The sequence below is a fragment of the Yersinia sp. Marseille-Q5920 genome (genome assembly GCF_946902935.1).
Lineage (GTDB): Bacteria > Pseudomonadota > Gammaproteobacteria > Enterobacterales > Enterobacteriaceae > Yersinia > Yersinia rochesterensis.
The window spans coordinates 223,293-238,897 of sequence record NZ_CAMPQA010000003.1 but is presented as its reverse complement, the minus strand read 5'-3'; the positions used below and the strand labels follow the sequence as shown (position 1 = coordinate 238,897).

Sequence of the window (15,605 nt, the reverse complement as noted above, 5' to 3'; positions counted from 1 at the left end):
CCGCTAATGATGATTCTATCATCCAATTTTCGAAGGAGATTTATTCACTGCGCCTATCGAATGAATAGCGTCATATAATAAACACGCTATAATCACCGACTTACTACCCATCTTCCAGATGGAAGATCATCGTCCCCGGTGGGGCGGCTGGACTTCAAATCCAGATGGGGCCGCCAGCGGTCCCTGGCAGGTTCGACTCCTGTGATCTTCCGCCAAGGCCTATCTCCCGCTTTCTCTCTCTTGAAATAAATCCTTTATAATCCAATGGTTACAATGAAAACAGTCTGTCTGAATCTACCGTGGTCTACTGGTTTCTACCCTATGCTGGGGGCATAAAAATACTGTCCTTTTAGAGATGCCCCCAAATGAAGCTCAATGCTCGGCGCTCAAGAGTTGCCTTATCTCTGCGGAATTTAGTGGGGTATACCGGCTTCAAGTATTCACCATTCCAACAGCCTGACCATGAAGCATCAGATGGACACATTCTTGGCTGAACTGATGGAAAAACGCTTTTCTTCGCATTCTCAACTCGTTAGTGTTGTTTATTATCTCTCTAACAAAGTGTCCTGTTTGATTAGGTCATTGCACTATTGTGGCGAACTCACTATTTCTGTGTATGAGGCAATTAATTCTACTAATAATTGGTTTGTCACAGTCAATAACATTAGGTAATCGATGCCATGTATAATGACAGCATATTTATCCTGCGCGCGTAGTAGGGATTCGAATTTAATACAGCTTTCCACCAGTGTCAGGGCATCAATCAGCTGTACACCGCCTTTAATTCGATGAACCAAGCTCGCCATTTCTTTATAAATATCAGCAGAAATGATGTTGTCTTTATCGACAGTAAGGCGCGTATACAGTTGTGTCAGCACCGCAGTATCTTGCACATTACTCTCCAGCAATGATTGCAATAACTTCAACTCCACCTCGCTATTGCCCCTTGAGAGTGATTTTAGCTTTTTCTGCGCCGTTATAAGGGGGGATTGTTTTTTACTATCAGCCGCCATTATCACTTCTTGATATGGATTATCTTGTGCGGTGACATCAATGACGGTGTGATGATGAATAATATCCATATTATTGATAATAATTTCCTGGCGAAGTAGGGTGGTACGCAGTGTATCAATAGACACGGGTTTCACTATGTAATCGTTCATACCGGCCTCAATGCAACGAGTGGTACTTTCTTCCCGCGCATCGGCGGTGCAACCGATGATAACCATATCTTTCATGGCGGCTCTATTTCGGATATGGGTGGCCAGTTCATAGCCATTCATCAACGGCATATTGTAATCTGTGATGACGGCATCAAAACTATACTGCTGCAATATCTGCCAAGCTTCAGCACCATTTTTGGCACTCATAACTTGCTCAATACCGATAAAAACTAACTGCTGTTGAAGTAACTGACGGTTGGCGGGTAAATCATCTACCACGAGAATACGCAAGTTTTTCAATTGATTAAGTTGCATTTCATCTGCATGCACAAGGGTTGAGTCCTGTAGCACATCAATTGCAGTCGCCACCTCCAGTGGCAATGTGACAAACAGGCTGGTTCCTTTGCCAAGCTGACTTTCTAATGTTATTTCTCCACCCATTTTGTGAATCAATTGATGACAGATCCACAACCCTAAACCAGACCCCCCGAAACGCGGTGATTTACCCTCATTGGCTTGGCTGAATGGCTGGAATAATGTGGCCTGCGCCGCAGGGGAAATACCAATACCGGTATCCGTAATATCGATATTCATTACGCCATGTTTCTCGTCAATGGCCTCCCAGGTGATATCCACTGATACTCCACCCTGTTCGGTAAACTTCAGAGCATTGCCTAATAGATTTCCCATCACCTGGCGCATGCGCAGCATATCCACCATCACCAAATCAGGGATTTGGTGATCCAGCCAGCTTGAGAGCTTTAGATGGCGTTCATCGGCAATAGGTCGATAAATCAAGAAGATTTGCTCTATTTCTTGACTGAAATTAACGACAGCGGGGTGGACACTCAGTTGCCCGGCTTCGATTTTGGCGGAGTCGATAATGTCATCGAGCAACAGCATCAAAGATTGAGCAGAATTAGACACCGTTGCCAGCGTCTTTTTATCCACCGGCTTGTTGCTGCGTAGTTCCAGCTCTAGCAATCCCATAATGACGTACATTGGTGTGCGCAGTTCATGGCTAATCGTCGCCAGGAACGTACTCTTAGTGCGGTTAGCACCTTCAGCTTCGACACGGGCAGCTTCCAGTTCGCGCTCAACAGTTTTGCGTTGGCTGATATCCAGCCAGCCACCGAGTAGGCTGCGTTCTGCATTATCTAGCGGAATAATCCACAGGAAGATATCGCGTAACTCACCGTTTATCTCAATAGACAAATCCACCATTTGGGGCTGTCTATCTTGTAAGACATAACGACAATACTTATCTATCTCACGATTAAGTGGGCTGGTCATTGGCCAGTGGGCTTGCTCAGTTTTCTGATTGAGCATGCCGTTCAGTTTATCTTGATGGGCATTGGCAAAGTGGCTGTTATAAACGGCTAACTCATCATTTGTGGTGCGAATAAAAACGGCAAATGGCAGGGCATTAATAATGGTTTCTTGTTGCCGCAAACGAGCCTGTAACAACTTGGCCTGGCGGCGTTTATTGAACACCAGATAACAAAGATACAAGCCGAAAACCAGCAGTAGGCCGGAGCTTATTTTCAGCGCCGGTATTAGCCATTCATTTTCTAAATAATTATTATCAAAGGAGGTTGGTTTAGGTCTGAATGTACTCCATTCACTGATCAAATTGTCTAACTCTTCCGGTGGGATAGATTCAATGACTTTATCAATGATGGTTTTTAATTCAGGCAGTGCCGGATTGATGGCAAATGTCATCATCAATGGCTCTTCTCCGGTAACAGCGACTATTTTAATATTAGGAGTAAAGTTCTGTGCTGACAGGTAGTTAGCGGTCATCATTATCTTGATAATCGCATCGACTTTCCCTTGTTGTAACCAATTTACCAACGTTATGGTGTCGGGTGCTTCTACAAAGGTGATTTTTTGAGCTAAAAGAGGGTTGCTAATGGTTCCACTGGAGGTACTGCCCGCAGGTATACCGACCCGCTTTCCTGCCAAATCTGCTACGTTGTTGATATCTTTGCGATCTTCTCGCGTCAATATGCCCCACAAAGATTGAGCGACGGATGAGGAGTAAAGGTTACTGCCGTATTGGCCATTGCGTACCGCGACAATCGGCAGCATATCTATTTTTCCGTCAACAAAATTCCGCATACCTTCACCGGTATCTTGGGTGTAAATCGGCTCAAATTTAATCCCGGTTTGGCGCGCAATAATATCAATCAAATCGACAGAAAAACCGGCTATCTTGCCAGTTTGGCGATCACGAAAAACCAATGGAGCCAGATCCTGTGGTGCCACATAGGTCACCACAGGATGGCTTTGAATCCAGGTAACTTCCTGTTCCGTCAACAGTAATTTGGCATCAATATTGTAATGATGCTTACTGCCAAACCAGCGCTGTTGAATCTCGCCCGTGGCCCGGCTGGACAGTAACTCTTGAATCTGATTAATGTCATTAATCAGTTTTTGATTTTTTTCCAGTGCCAGGAAGGTGTAAGGGGCCGAATGATAAGGGGCAAAGTTACGAATTTGCAGTGTCAGCAGCTGTAATTGGTCAATTAAATAGTTGGCTGATGTGGCATTAGTGACAAACACATCGGCATTACCATAGGCAACCGCCAGCAACGCTTGTAATTGGTTAGGATATACGGCAGTTTTATCCGCATGATAGTTAAACAAAAACTCCGGTGAGAGAGGCTCGTTATTCACGATGGCCACGGTTTCCGGATGGGTGCGTTTAGTGGGGTCCCAATTATTACTGCGAACTTCCACATGTCGGTTAGTAAAGAAGGCATGGGAAGCAATCATCCCTGGTTGAATGGGCATCGGGGTGCCGGCCATTAAATCTACCTGACCATTTTCCAATGCATTCAATACTAAGCCGTAATCACAATAACCAATCATCTGGAAAGAGAGTTGGCTGGCATCACTGATGATTTTTAGATAATCAGCGACAATGCCTTCAATGGCATTATCATCACGATTAACAATAAAAGGGTTATTAGCATCAATAACCACGCCCACTTTTACTGTACGGGTGCTTGCTTGACGGGTGTCCGTGGGCGGAGGAAGTAATAAGTCTTCACTGTAACTGTTCGCAATGCTGTGTATTGTCAATGGTTGACCGGCATCACACCCCTGACGGCTCGCCATCTTGGTTTCAGCATGAAGTTGCCCGCTAAGTAACATTAAACAACACAGTAAAATGCGTAAAGAAAACCAACGATGTAGCGATAATATCCTGCGCGGTAAAGCAGAGATTGCTGAACTAGAGCAAATTATAGGTATGGGCACAGGCAGTCTAATGACAGAATTTAGCCTTAATTTAGTTAGGATATGCATCCTATTGGTACTGACAGTTCTGTTACTGATAAATATCTCATCATTAATCTGTTTATTTTCCAGACCATTGGTCAGATCAGCAAAACCATTAATTTCCCATTCTGACAACACGCGAGTCCCATTGATGAGCTTATAGCTTATAGCTTGAAGGCTGCCCGGCTAATTGACTCAAAGTTTCAGATGGGAATAAAGAATATCCACGTAATACATTCTGTGCGGAAAAAAGAATTTCACTGATATTTTTACTAATCAAACCGCTTGCACCAGCCTGTAGTGCTTGCACTGCAAAAAAATGCTCATTTTTAGCGGAAAATAATAATGATTTATCGGTAAAACCACATTGCTGCAGTTTTTTTAGCAATAAAAAACCATCAAAGTTTGGAAATTCAATATCGATAATAACCAGATCAATAGTATTGTCTTTTAATGTTTCGAGAGCTTTATTGCTATCGACTGACTCATAAGTAGTTGAAAAATCTTTGCTTTGTGACGATTTTTCATGAATGGCTGGGTGGTCATCAACTATCATTGCTGAATTTGTCATGCTATCTCCGTAAATCGTTATTTCTTGGGATTCGCAGAGTTAATTCACTGCCCCTCGCTCTCATCGAACAACTTCATATGATTACCCAAGACGAGATAAACAATAACTGTTATTGCCGATATCTAAAGCGCTAGTTATATTCAGTCCTCTTTCAAAGATTTTAATCTCTAATGATTGATTATCAAGAGAATATTGTTACTTATGCCTTGCTTCAAATCATCTTATAGTTCTTCTTATTAGATAATTGATTATAAATGAGTTGAGATTTTTATTATAATTATAGTTATGCCTACGATTAGTAAAACGTGCGTTGTTCAATGATGTGACCCGTTTACCATGATACGTGATGGAATTGGGGGCATAGACTAATTCAAATATGACAAGCACCTCAGTCAGCAGTGCAGTCGCGGATATCTGCCTGATGGCTTACAGTCACCATGCCTGTCGTACTGAAATGCACTTATGACCGAATACTTCTATCGACATGCTCCTTTGATCATAGGTAGTTTTATACCGGTCTAAATCAATAAATAGCCATAAAAATTCAATAATACTGATAATAAAGACATGTGCTTAAAAACAGTATTGACATCTGATATAGAACACGTAGATTGGAATTCAACACCGGTGCAATGAGTAGATAACTTTTTATTTAACCGGTGTCCATGTAGCGAATTTGAAATAATGCGATAAAGGTCACGAAATATTTTTTTATGTGAGATTCGTTATGAGTTTTCTTATAATTGACTCATGCGATGATGCTTTAAGGCCATGTAGTAAATCTGTTTAATCGCATTTTGTGGACGATACGCGATGATGTAAGGCTTTGTTGTTAATAGTAATGTTCGCGATTTGTGTGCATCAGTATGAGATCGAGGATATCGCGACGAAAGTAAAGCCACGTAACAAAGAGTATATATCGCGAGGGTGATGTACTGATTTAGCCAGTGTTATCAAAAGCATGGCTAAATGTAATAAACTGGGAATGTTACCATTCAGTTAATATATTGGAGGGAAGAGTTAGTTTTAAACGAAAACATTCCTGAAAAACATGTACATCTTTATAAAAAGTACCAAGATATGTATTACGTTATTAAGTTGATTAATGTTTAATTTTAAATGTGTAGTACCTTAAAAGCCCTGACTAACTCGTGTAGTCGGGGCTTTTATCATTTTGGGGCCACGGGTATACCAAATAAAAACAGGAGGGTGGATGGAGGTCAGGTTAGCATCACCGAGTGAAGCCGAGCAATTATGGTGGGTTAGGAATCAGGCTATCAGACATGGGTGTCGAAATGTGTACGATGAGAAAACACTAACCGCATGGACACCGGATCAGATGCCCGAGGGGTATCCCAAGGCTGTGGCGAGTAATCCATTTTTTGTTATTAATGATCCGATCAGCCAAGTAGCTATTGCTACAGGTTTTTTAGATCTTTCATCCGGTAGTGTCGAAGCAGTTTTCACCTTACCAGAATTTGAAGGCCGTGGTTTGGCATCTCGGATTTTGGATGCTATCAAGCAGGAAGCCAGAGATCGAGGATTCACAAAATTAACCCTTTCCTCGACACCGAATGCATCGGCATTTTATGAAAAAAATGGTTTTACTCTACTCGGCGAGAGTTTCTACCCATCACAGTTGGCACAAACCAACCTTAGATGCATGGATATGTTCTGCCATTTATAATCTGTAAATGAGCTTTATTCTGACAAAAAAATGGTGATATATCCGTGAAACCACCGGACAAGAATGAATCTTGTCGGTGGCATTAACATGCTAAAAATAATAACTTTTCTTTCTATTACAATGAACTTTTAGCCATTACTTTGGTTGATGCTTTGTGCATGTAGTTTTGTCCAAAATAACTCGTCCAACCCAATAATAACAAAACACCCTAATGGCATGATAAAGCCCTGAGCCATTGAATAGGCATCAGCAATGCCGTCCATGAGCAATGGCATCACGGCTCCACCCACAATTGACATTACAATATAGGGAGAGGCTTTTTTGGTTTGTTCGCCCAAGCCGAAAATACCCAGAGCAAAGATAGTTGAGAACATTATCGACATGAAATAGAAACTAAGCACCAGTGAGATAACCGCCAATATAGGCGATCCGTGTGTGTTCTAATTCCAGCAGATGGCGGGTATTGAGAATATCAGATACCACCAAATCAATAACTTGCGATTCCCCTTGGCGAAGATTACGCGCAAAAATATTAGCCTCATAACCCAGCTCGTCGATAGCTTTCATCACGCGCTCACCGGTTGCTGCGGCGACTTTCTCGGGCCGGGTCAGAGTGCGCGATACAGTTGAAGCAGAAAGAGCGAATTTCTTTGCAAGATCAATTGTATTGGCAATTCCTATCTCAATGACAACGTTTGCATTCAGTAATGCAGAAGTAGTCATTCAGGAGACCAAATAATAATCAGGAGTTGATCACATTTATCTGACGAATATGAATATTGGGTCGGGGAAGTGTGATGGAAATGTGATTAAGCGATGGCGACATATCGCGCATTTTGCATGTCACAATGTAAAATTAGTGTGAAATATATGTGACTCCGTGCGCAAAAACAGACCGATTTTATGCTGGTTTTATCGGCAAAACCACGTCGAAAATTCTCCCACCTTGTCTTAATGGCCAATAAGAAATCTTATAACTGATTAATTTTAAACATTATTAATGTCATCTTTTTTTAGGTTTGTGGTGGGTTATTACAGTTTTTTTGGCGCTTGATTGTACTTGTCTATACGAGTATATGTTAATAAATATTAAAACTAAGTAATGTCGTTGATACCTGAAAAACTGGTTGAAGGAAATTGCCGTGACTGCCCAAAATAGATTCCGTGATACTGAAATTCGAGCTTCGCGTGGTACAAAACTAACTGCTAAAAGTTGGATGACCGAAGCCCCGCTGCGTATGTTGATGAATAATCTCGATCCCGAAGTGGCCGAAAATCCAAAAGAATTAGTAGTTTACGGTGGTATTGGTCGTGCGGCCCGTAACTGGGAATGCTATGACAAAATTGTGGAAAGTCTCACTCAGTTGAATGATGACGAAACTCTACTGATTCAGTCTGGCAAGCCCGTGGGTGTCTTTAAGACTCACAGTAATGCACCTAGGGTATTGATTGCTAACTCTAATTTAGTTCCACACTGGGCGAATTGGGAACACTTTAATGAGCTGGATGCCAAAGGTTTGGCTATGTACGGCCAAATGACTGCGGGCAGTTGGATATATATTGGTAGCCAGGGCATTGTGCAGGGTACCTATGAAACTTTCGTCGAGGCGGGTCGGCAACACTTTGGCGGGAGCTTGAAAGGGCACTGGGTATTAACCGCGGGCTTGGGCGGTATGGGCGGCGCGCAACCGCTGGCGGCAACCTTAGCTGGTGCTTGTTCGCTGAATATTGAGTGCCAGCAAAGCCGTATCGATTTCCGTCTCAAAACCCGTTATGTCGATGAACAAGCAACTGATTTGGATGATGCGCTGGCACGGATTAAAAAATATACGTTTGCCGGCTCCGCTGTTTCTATCGCCTTATGCGGCAATGCCGCCGAAATTTTACCTGAGCTGGTACGCCGTGGGGTTCGCCCTGACATGGTGACCGACCAAACCAGTGCTCATGATCCACTGAATGGTTATTTGCCGACTGGCTGGAGTTGGGAAGAGTATCGTCGACGAGCCCAAAGCGAGCCAGCGTTAGTGGTGAATGCCGCCAAAACTTCAATGGCCGAACATGTCAAAGCGATGTTGGCTTTCCACAATATGGGCATCCCGACCTTTGATTATGGCAATAATATTCGCCAGATGGCTCAAGATATGGGTGTTACCCATGCGTTTGATTTCCCAGGTTTTGTTCCTGCCTATATTCGCCCCTTATTCTGCCGTGGGATTGGCCCATTCCGCTGGGCGGCGCTTTCTGGTGATGCCGACGATATTTATAAAACGGATGCGAAGGTCAAGGAACTTATCCCGGATGATGAACATTTACACCACTGGCTAGATATGGCCCGTGAGCGCATCAGCTTCCAAGGGCTACCCGCGCGTATTTGTTGGGTTGGCTTGGGCCAGCGCGCTAAATTAGGCTTGGCTTTTAATGAGATGGTCCGAAGTGGTGAATTGTCAGCGCCGATTGTCATTGGCCGCGACCATCTGGATTCCGGCTCAGTTGCCAGCCCTAACCGTGAAACCGAAGCTATGCAGGATGGTTCTGATGCTGTCTCGGATTGGCCGCTACTCAATGCATTGCTGAATACCGCCAGTGGCGCCACTTGGGTATCACTGCACCATGGTGGTGGTGTGGGAATGGGCTTCTCGCAACATTCAGGCATGGTGGTGGTATGTGATGGCAGCGACGATGCGGCCGAACGTATTGCACGAGTCTTACATAATGACCCGGCAACTGGTGTGATGCGTCATGCTGATGCGGGTTATGATATCGCGATTAATTGTGCGCAAGAACAAGGCCTTAATCTACCAATGATTGCCGCAACTCAAGGGAAGAAAGCATGAAAACAACAATGATACTGCGCCCTGGCCAGATGACTCTGGCTGATTTGCGACATATTTATCAGCATTCCGTACAGATAACTTTGGATGAAAGTGCTTACGCACCTATTCAGCAAAGTGTGGATTGCGTGCAAGCCATATTGGCAGAGAAGCGCACAGCTTATGGTATCAATACCGGATTTGGCCTGTTGGCATCGACACGTATTGCAACGGAGGATTTGGAAAACCTACAGCGCTCAATTGTGCTTTCCCATGCCGCAGGTGTTGGGGAGCCTAATGACGATGCCATTGTACGCCTGATTATGGTGTTGAAAATCAACAGCTTGGCTCGTGGTTTCTCCGGTATCAGACTTAAAGTGATTCAGGCATTGATAACATTAGTTAATGCGCAAGTTTATCCACATATTCCACTAAAAGGCTCAGTGGGTGCTTCTGGTGATTTGGCTCCGCTGGCACACATGAGTCTACTGTTGCTTGGTGAAGGTAAAGCTCGTTATCAAGGAGAATGGCTGGATGCACCTGCGGCATTGGCTAAAGCCGGTTTACAGCCGCTAACACTGGCGGCAAAAGAAGGTCTGGCGCTCCTCAACGGTACTCAGGTGTCCACCGCTTATGCTTTGCGCGGTTTATTTGAAGCTGAAGATCTTTATGCTGCGGCCTCTGTTTTTGGCAGCTTGACGGTGGAAGCTGCGTTAGGTTCTCGTAGCCCATTTGATTCCCGTATCCATGCCGTTAGAGGACAGCGCGGGCAAATAGATGCTGCCAGCACTTATCGTCATTTACTTGGTGAACGCAGCGAAGTCTCTGAATCTCATCGTAATTGTGACAAAGTTCAAGATCCATATTCTCTGCGTTGCCAGCCACAGGTCATGGGGGCTTGTCTGACCCAAATGCGGCAGGCAGCCGAAGTTCTGGCGATTGAGTCGAATGCGGTGTCAGATAACCCACTAGTGTTTGCTGATCAGGGCGATGTGTTGTCTGGCGGGAATTTCCATGCTGAACCGGTTGCTATGGCGGCAGATAATCTGGCGCTGGCGCTGGCAGAGATAGGTTCGTTAGCAGAACGCCGTATTTCGCTATTAATGGATAAACATATGTCGCAGCTACCGCCATTCTTGGTGGAAAATGGCGGCGTAAACTCTGGTTTTATGATTGCGCAGGTTACGGCGGCGGCACTCACCAGCGAAAATAAAGGGCTGGCTTTCCCCTCCAGTGTCGATAGCATCCCAACCTCGGCGAATCAGGAAGACCATGTTTCTATGGCTCCTCGAGCAGGCAAGCGTTTATGGGAAATGGCTGAAAACGTGCGCGGCATTCTGGCTGTTGAGTGGTTGGCAGCATGTCAGGGGCTGGATTTGCGCAAAGGCCTGAAAACATCAGAAACTTTAGAGCCCGCACGCATGTTATTGCGTAAACATGTGGCCTACTACGAGAAAGATCGATTTTTTGCCCCCGATATTGAAGCTGCAAGCCAGCTCATTGCTCAGCTTCATATGAATGAACTGATGCCTCCGCATCTACTACCTAGCCTTTAATAAATAATAATCAGCATTCAATGTATTGATCTATAGGTGATTCCGCTTACCGGAATCACCCTCTCTGAACCCCTGCCCGAAAGGGCACAAATCTTGCGAGAATGTACCATGAAGAATGATTCATCCACGCTCAAACGCGGGCTTAGCGCCCGGCATATCCGGTTCATGGCGTTAGGTTCCGCCATTGGCACTGGCTTATTTTATGGTTCCGCTGAGGCCATCCGTCTGGCTGGCCCCGCGGTATTACTCGCTTATCTGGTTGGTGGCGCTGCTGTATTTATGGTGATGCGCGCATTGGGTGAAATGGCGGTGCATGATCCGGTTGCCGGCTCCTTCGGCCACTACGCCAGCCGCTATCTTGGCCCATTGGCAGGTTTTCTGACCGGCTGGACATATACCTTTGAGATGATCATCGTGGCGCTGGCCGATGTCACGGCGTTCGGTATTTATATGGGGTTGTGGTTCCCAGATGCGCCACAGTGGGTTTGGGTACTGAGTATTATTTTCTTTATTGGTGCGCTAAATCTGTGTTCAGTCAAAGTTTTTGGTGAAATGGAGTTCTGGCTATCACTACTAAAAGTGACCGCGATTATTGTCATGATTGCGGCAGGGCTGGGCATTATGATGTTTGGCTTTGGTGTCGGTCATGAGAGCACTGGGGTCAGTAATTTATGGTCTCATCAAGGGTTTATGCCAAACGGTATTACGGGGGTGATTGCTTCATTTGCTGTAGTGATGTTTGCTTTTGGTGGTATCGAGATCATTGGGGTGACGGCCAGTGAGGCGAAAGACCCGGAAAAGGTATTACCGCGTGCTATCAATACTGTCCCAGTGCGTATTTTACTGTTCTATGTTTTGACCTTATTTGTTTTGATGGCGATTTATCCGTGGAACAGTATTGGACAAAACGGCAGTCCTTTTGTTGAGATCTTCAGTAGTTTAGGAATAAGTTCTGCCGCAAATATTCTGAATCTGGTGGTTATTACCGCGGCTATTTCAGCGATCAATAGTGATATTTATGGTGCTGGTCGCATGATGTATGGCCTGGCACAGGAAGGGTTGGCACCTAAGTGCTTTAGCCGTTTAACCCGCAATGGCGTACCATGGATGACTATTTTAGTGATGGCGATAGCGCTGTTATGCGGGGTGGTTTTGAATTATTTGATCCCGAAGAATGTGTTCTTGATTATTGCCTCGATTGCGACCTTTGCGACGGTCTGGGTATGGCTAATGATACTTATCTCACAAGTGGCTATGCGTCGCTCAATGAGCAAAGAAAATGTTGCCCGCCTGGCTTTCCCTGTGCCTTTCTGGCCAGTGGCACCGATTCTCACTATTATCTTTATGGCTTTCATTATCGCGGTTCTGGGGTATTTTCCTGATACTCGGATTGCCATGTATGTTGGTCTGGTTTGGGTAACATTAATGACACTTGCCTGGTGGGTTTGGTTGCGTAAAGCACCCGTTCATATTATTGCAGATCAAGTGGAAAACAGCGAAGCATAGCCGTGATTACCTCAAGTCAGGCTACTGATAACACTATTATTATCTTTAGCCTGAGTTATTTTTAGATATGGGATCGCGGTGGTGTATTGAGCACCAACTTTTGGTGCAGCTCCAACGCCATACTCTCAAGGCGAGTGGTTAATTGGTTAGTCAGAGTCGTTAATTCGGTATTTTGGCGTAGTAATTCCAGCATTATCTCGGAATTTTGGGCTGCTATCTTTTGTCGTTCCTCATTTGCGATAGCCAAGGCTTCACGGTGTTGTGCAACGGCATCGGAATGGGCTTTATCGCGCTCCGCTTGGCGAGTTTGAGCTAACAAAATAAGCGGTGCGGCATAGGCCGCCTGTAAACTGAAAGCCAAATTAAGCAGAATAAAGGGATATACATCAAACTTGACCACGCCCAGTACATTCAACCCAATCCATATCACGACAATGAGTGTTTGTGCTCCGAGGAAGACCGGCGTGCCAAAAAAACGTGCAAAGGCCTCTGCTTTCAGCGCAAACCAACCATTACCGAAAGGATTAGACAAATGCTCATGAGGGCGATGGAAACGAAGATAATCCACTTTTCGCTGATGCGCGGGTTGTTGTTTGACCATCGGTTCAGTCGTTTTCATAGAATCCCATCCTACAAATGGGCGGTTCTGGCACGAAAGAACCGCAATAAAGTTAAACGGAGTCATTTAATACTATAGTGAAATGAGATGGATAACGGGGAATTAAGCTGTTTAAGGCTATTTCTTTGACAGTAAGAACTGGATGTTAATTTTATTAATATCGCGCTATATACCAAGTTAATACTTTGCGTTTAAAGTAACAGCATGACAGGTGGTGATAAAGTGACCTTAATAATGAAAATTATATATCTACGGAGTAATTACCCATGACAGCTCTAGCCATTAAGCGGTGGATTAAACGGATTATACTGGTCTTGGTGGTCATGTCAGTGACCATACTGGCGATAAGAATTTATGATACACAACGTGGTCCGAAGCTTGAACTTTGGCATACGTTTGTCCCGCATGACATGCGCGCAGCTGAAATTGATAAAGCCAATTGGGCCGATTACATTACAGCTGAAAACAAGATTTTCGATGAAGTTCGGACCAATGTTACCGAGAAACTGGAGCCAAGCACTCAGGTTCCATTAAACCGCTATTATTCTGGTAGCTCGATTTATCCACCTCATTTTAAAAATGACTGGAACCGTTCTTATATTCTACAACCCGATGGTAAACCTAAAGGTGCGGTCGTATTGCTGCATGGCCTGACTGATACCCCTTACAGTTTGCGTCACATTGCTGAAAATTATCGTCAACGTGGGTATGTTGCTGTTGGTATTCGTTTACCTGCACATGGCACTGTTCCTGGCGCCTTGACCGATGTTGAATGGCAGGACTGGTTAGCAGCTACACGGCTGGCTGTTCGTGAGGCCAAAGCGCTGAGCGGCCCCGATTTGCCACTGCATGTTGTTGGTTTCTCTAACGGGGGAGCATTGGCAATGAAATATACGCTGGACTCCCTGGAGGACCCAAAACTGGCAAAACCTGAACGGGTTATCTTGATATCCCCAATGATTGGTGTAACAAGCTTTGCACGTTTTGCCGGTGTTGCGGGTTGGCCAGCTATCTTCCCAGCCTTTGCAAAAGCGGCTTGGTTGGGGATTGTGCCTGAGTTTAACCCATTCAAATATAACTCATTCCCGGTTAATGCTGCTCGTCAGTCTTATTTGCTAACGTCTGTGTTACAGCAGCAAATAGCACGTGATGCCAGAAACAATAAAATGGATGAACTACCGCCAATTTTGACCTTCCAGTCATTAATGGATTCAACGGTCAGTACCCGTGCTGTTGTCACAGCCCTCTACAACCACTTGCCGAAGAATGGCAGTGAGGTGGTGCTGTTTGACTTAAACCGTGCGGCTAGTTTCGGTCCACTACTGAGAACATCTTCTTATACGGCTTTGGCCCGTTTATTGCCGCCGCCACCGCGTAATTACAGCGTAACTGTTATTAGTAATGTTTCGCCGCAGAGTAATGAAACCGTGGCATTAACTACACTGGCGGGTCAAACCAATGAGACTTCAACGCCAACCGGGTTGATTTATCCACCGGATATCTTCTCGTTATCTCATGTGGCGTTACCATTCCCAATGAGTGACTCACTTTATGGACGTTATCCTGAGCCACGTGATCAATATGGTATCAGCCTGGGGACGTTCGCTGCACGCGGTGAGCGGGCCGTCTTGGTGGTTGGATTGGATTCACTGATGCGTATTTCATCGAACCCATTCTATTCATATATGTTGCAGCGGATAGATGACAAGATAGACGCTCCAGCTAAATGATTGTTTTTATAAATGACGGTTTTTCCAAAGAATAGTGTTTCTAAAGCCCCCAATTTGGGGGCTTTTTCATAATGAGTGCCATACTTTCAAATCATACATGCTCTTCATGTTTATTGACCCTGAAAGGAAAGCACTATGTCTATCGAAAAAGTGGTATATCGTGCCAAAGCCAAAGCGACGGGTGGCCGTGATGGTCGGGCAACATCCTCGGATGGCGTATTGGATGTAAAATTAGGTGTCCCTAAAGAGATGGGCGGAGCAGGAGGGGCCGTGACGAATCCTGAGCAGTTGTTTGCTGCGGGATATTCTGCTTGTTTCCTTGGAGCCTTGAAATTTGTGGCATCAAAAGAAAAGGTGAAAATACCCGATGACGCCAATATCGAAGGAACTGTTGGCATTGGTGCTATTCCGACGGGATTTGGCATCGAGGTTCAACTGGATATTAGCTTGCCGGGTGTTGAGCGTAGCGTAGCAGAAGATTTGGTGAAAAAGGCCCATGTTGTTTGCCCATACTCCAATGCAACCCGTGGCAATATTGATGTCACATTAAATATCAAATAAATCATCACCCTCACTCGCCAGCCCATGAGAGTTATCTTGTGGGCATATACTTTTTTCCCATATTAATCGATAAATCAGCAGATATCTCCTGCCTAGACTCTGTGTTAGCTCGAAGAC

Annotated in this window: 10 protein-coding genes, 1 tRNA gene and 1 pseudogene; 7 read left to right on the top strand and 5 right to left on the bottom strand. The window is 44.8% G+C overall.

The features are described 5' to 3' along the window. Positions 1-120: 120 nt before the first annotated feature. A tRNA-Sec gene (locus OVO64_RS06290) sits at positions 121-215 on the top strand. 372 nt (positions 216-587) lie between these two features. On the opposite strand, the gene OVO64_RS06285 is transcribed toward OVO64_RS06290, so the two are convergent. Together OVO64_RS06285 and OVO64_RS06280 are read right to left on the bottom strand one after the other, a co-directional pair. Then, positions 588-4,322: an ATP-binding protein gene (locus tag OVO64_RS06285; protein WP_038637522.1), complete on the bottom strand. Its 3,735-nt coding sequence runs from the start codon at positions 4,320-4,322 to the stop codon at positions 588-590. Positions 4,323-4,430: 108 nt separating this feature from the next. Continuing rightward, a pseudogene (locus tag OVO64_RS06280) lies at positions 4,431-5,019 on the bottom strand (response regulator); the annotation flags it as partial. A gap of 1,213 nt (positions 5,020-6,232) precedes the next feature. Between OVO64_RS06280 and OVO64_RS06275 the strand changes: the two are divergent. After that, the gene (locus OVO64_RS06275) at positions 6,233-6,706 is read left to right on the top strand and encodes a GNAT family N-acetyltransferase (protein ID WP_050291875.1); all 474 of its coding nucleotides are present in this window, start codon (positions 6,233-6,235) and stop codon (positions 6,704-6,706) included. 128 nt (positions 6,707-6,834) lie between these two features. Here OVO64_RS06275 and OVO64_RS06270 read toward each other — a convergent pair whose 3' ends face one another. Together OVO64_RS06270 and OVO64_RS06265 are read right to left on the bottom strand one after the other, a co-directional pair. Then, on the bottom strand, positions 6,835-7,125 hold the full coding sequence (locus tag OVO64_RS06270) for a hypothetical protein (RefSeq protein ID WP_235202963.1): 291 nt from the start codon (positions 7,123-7,125) through the stop codon (positions 6,835-6,837). Continuing rightward, on the bottom strand, positions 7,100-7,429 hold the full coding sequence (locus OVO64_RS06265) for a LacI family DNA-binding transcriptional regulator (protein WP_038637514.1): 330 nt from the start codon (positions 7,427-7,429) through the stop codon (positions 7,100-7,102). Before OVO64_RS06265 ends, OVO64_RS06270 begins: the two co-directional genes overlap by 26 nt. 419 nt (positions 7,430-7,848) lie before the next feature. Between OVO64_RS06265 and hutU the strand changes: the two genes are divergently transcribed. From hutU to OVO64_RS06250, 3 genes are all read left to right on the top strand, one after another. Beyond that, positions 7,849-9,540, top strand: coding sequence for a urocanate hydratase (hutU, locus tag OVO64_RS06260; protein ID WP_038637511.1), 1,692 nt, complete (start codon positions 7,849-7,851; stop codon positions 9,538-9,540). Continuing rightward, complete coding sequence (gene hutH, locus OVO64_RS06255) at positions 9,537-11,072, top strand: histidine ammonia-lyase (RefSeq protein ID WP_145509558.1); 1,536 nt, start codon at positions 9,537-9,539, stop codon at positions 11,070-11,072. Before hutU ends, hutH begins: the two co-directional genes overlap by 4 nt. Before the next feature lie 108 nt (positions 11,073-11,180). Further along, positions 11,181-12,578, top strand: a complete 1,398-nt coding sequence (locus tag OVO64_RS06250; protein WP_038637506.1) for an amino acid permease — start codon at positions 11,181-11,183, stop codon at positions 12,576-12,578. Positions 12,579-12,639: 61 nt separating this feature from the next. On the opposite strand, the gene OVO64_RS06245 is transcribed toward OVO64_RS06250, so the two are convergent. Continuing rightward, positions 12,640-13,197 carry a DUF1003 domain-containing protein gene (locus tag OVO64_RS06245; RefSeq protein WP_120011569.1) on the bottom strand — a complete coding sequence of 186 codons (558 nt, stop codon included), beginning with the start codon at positions 13,195-13,197 and terminating at the stop codon, positions 12,640-12,642. A gap of 266 nt (positions 13,198-13,463) precedes the next feature. Between OVO64_RS06245 and OVO64_RS06240 the strand changes: the two genes are divergently transcribed. Next, positions 13,464-14,927: an alpha/beta hydrolase gene (locus OVO64_RS06240; RefSeq protein WP_267248672.1), complete on the top strand. Its 1,464-nt coding sequence runs from the start codon at positions 13,464-13,466 to the stop codon at positions 14,925-14,927. 135 nt (positions 14,928-15,062) lie between these two features. Continuing rightward, positions 15,063-15,488: an organic hydroperoxide resistance protein gene (locus tag OVO64_RS06235; RefSeq protein ID WP_004388898.1), complete on the top strand. Its 426-nt coding sequence runs from the start codon at positions 15,063-15,065 to the stop codon at positions 15,486-15,488. Positions 15,489-15,605: the final 117 nt, after the last annotated feature.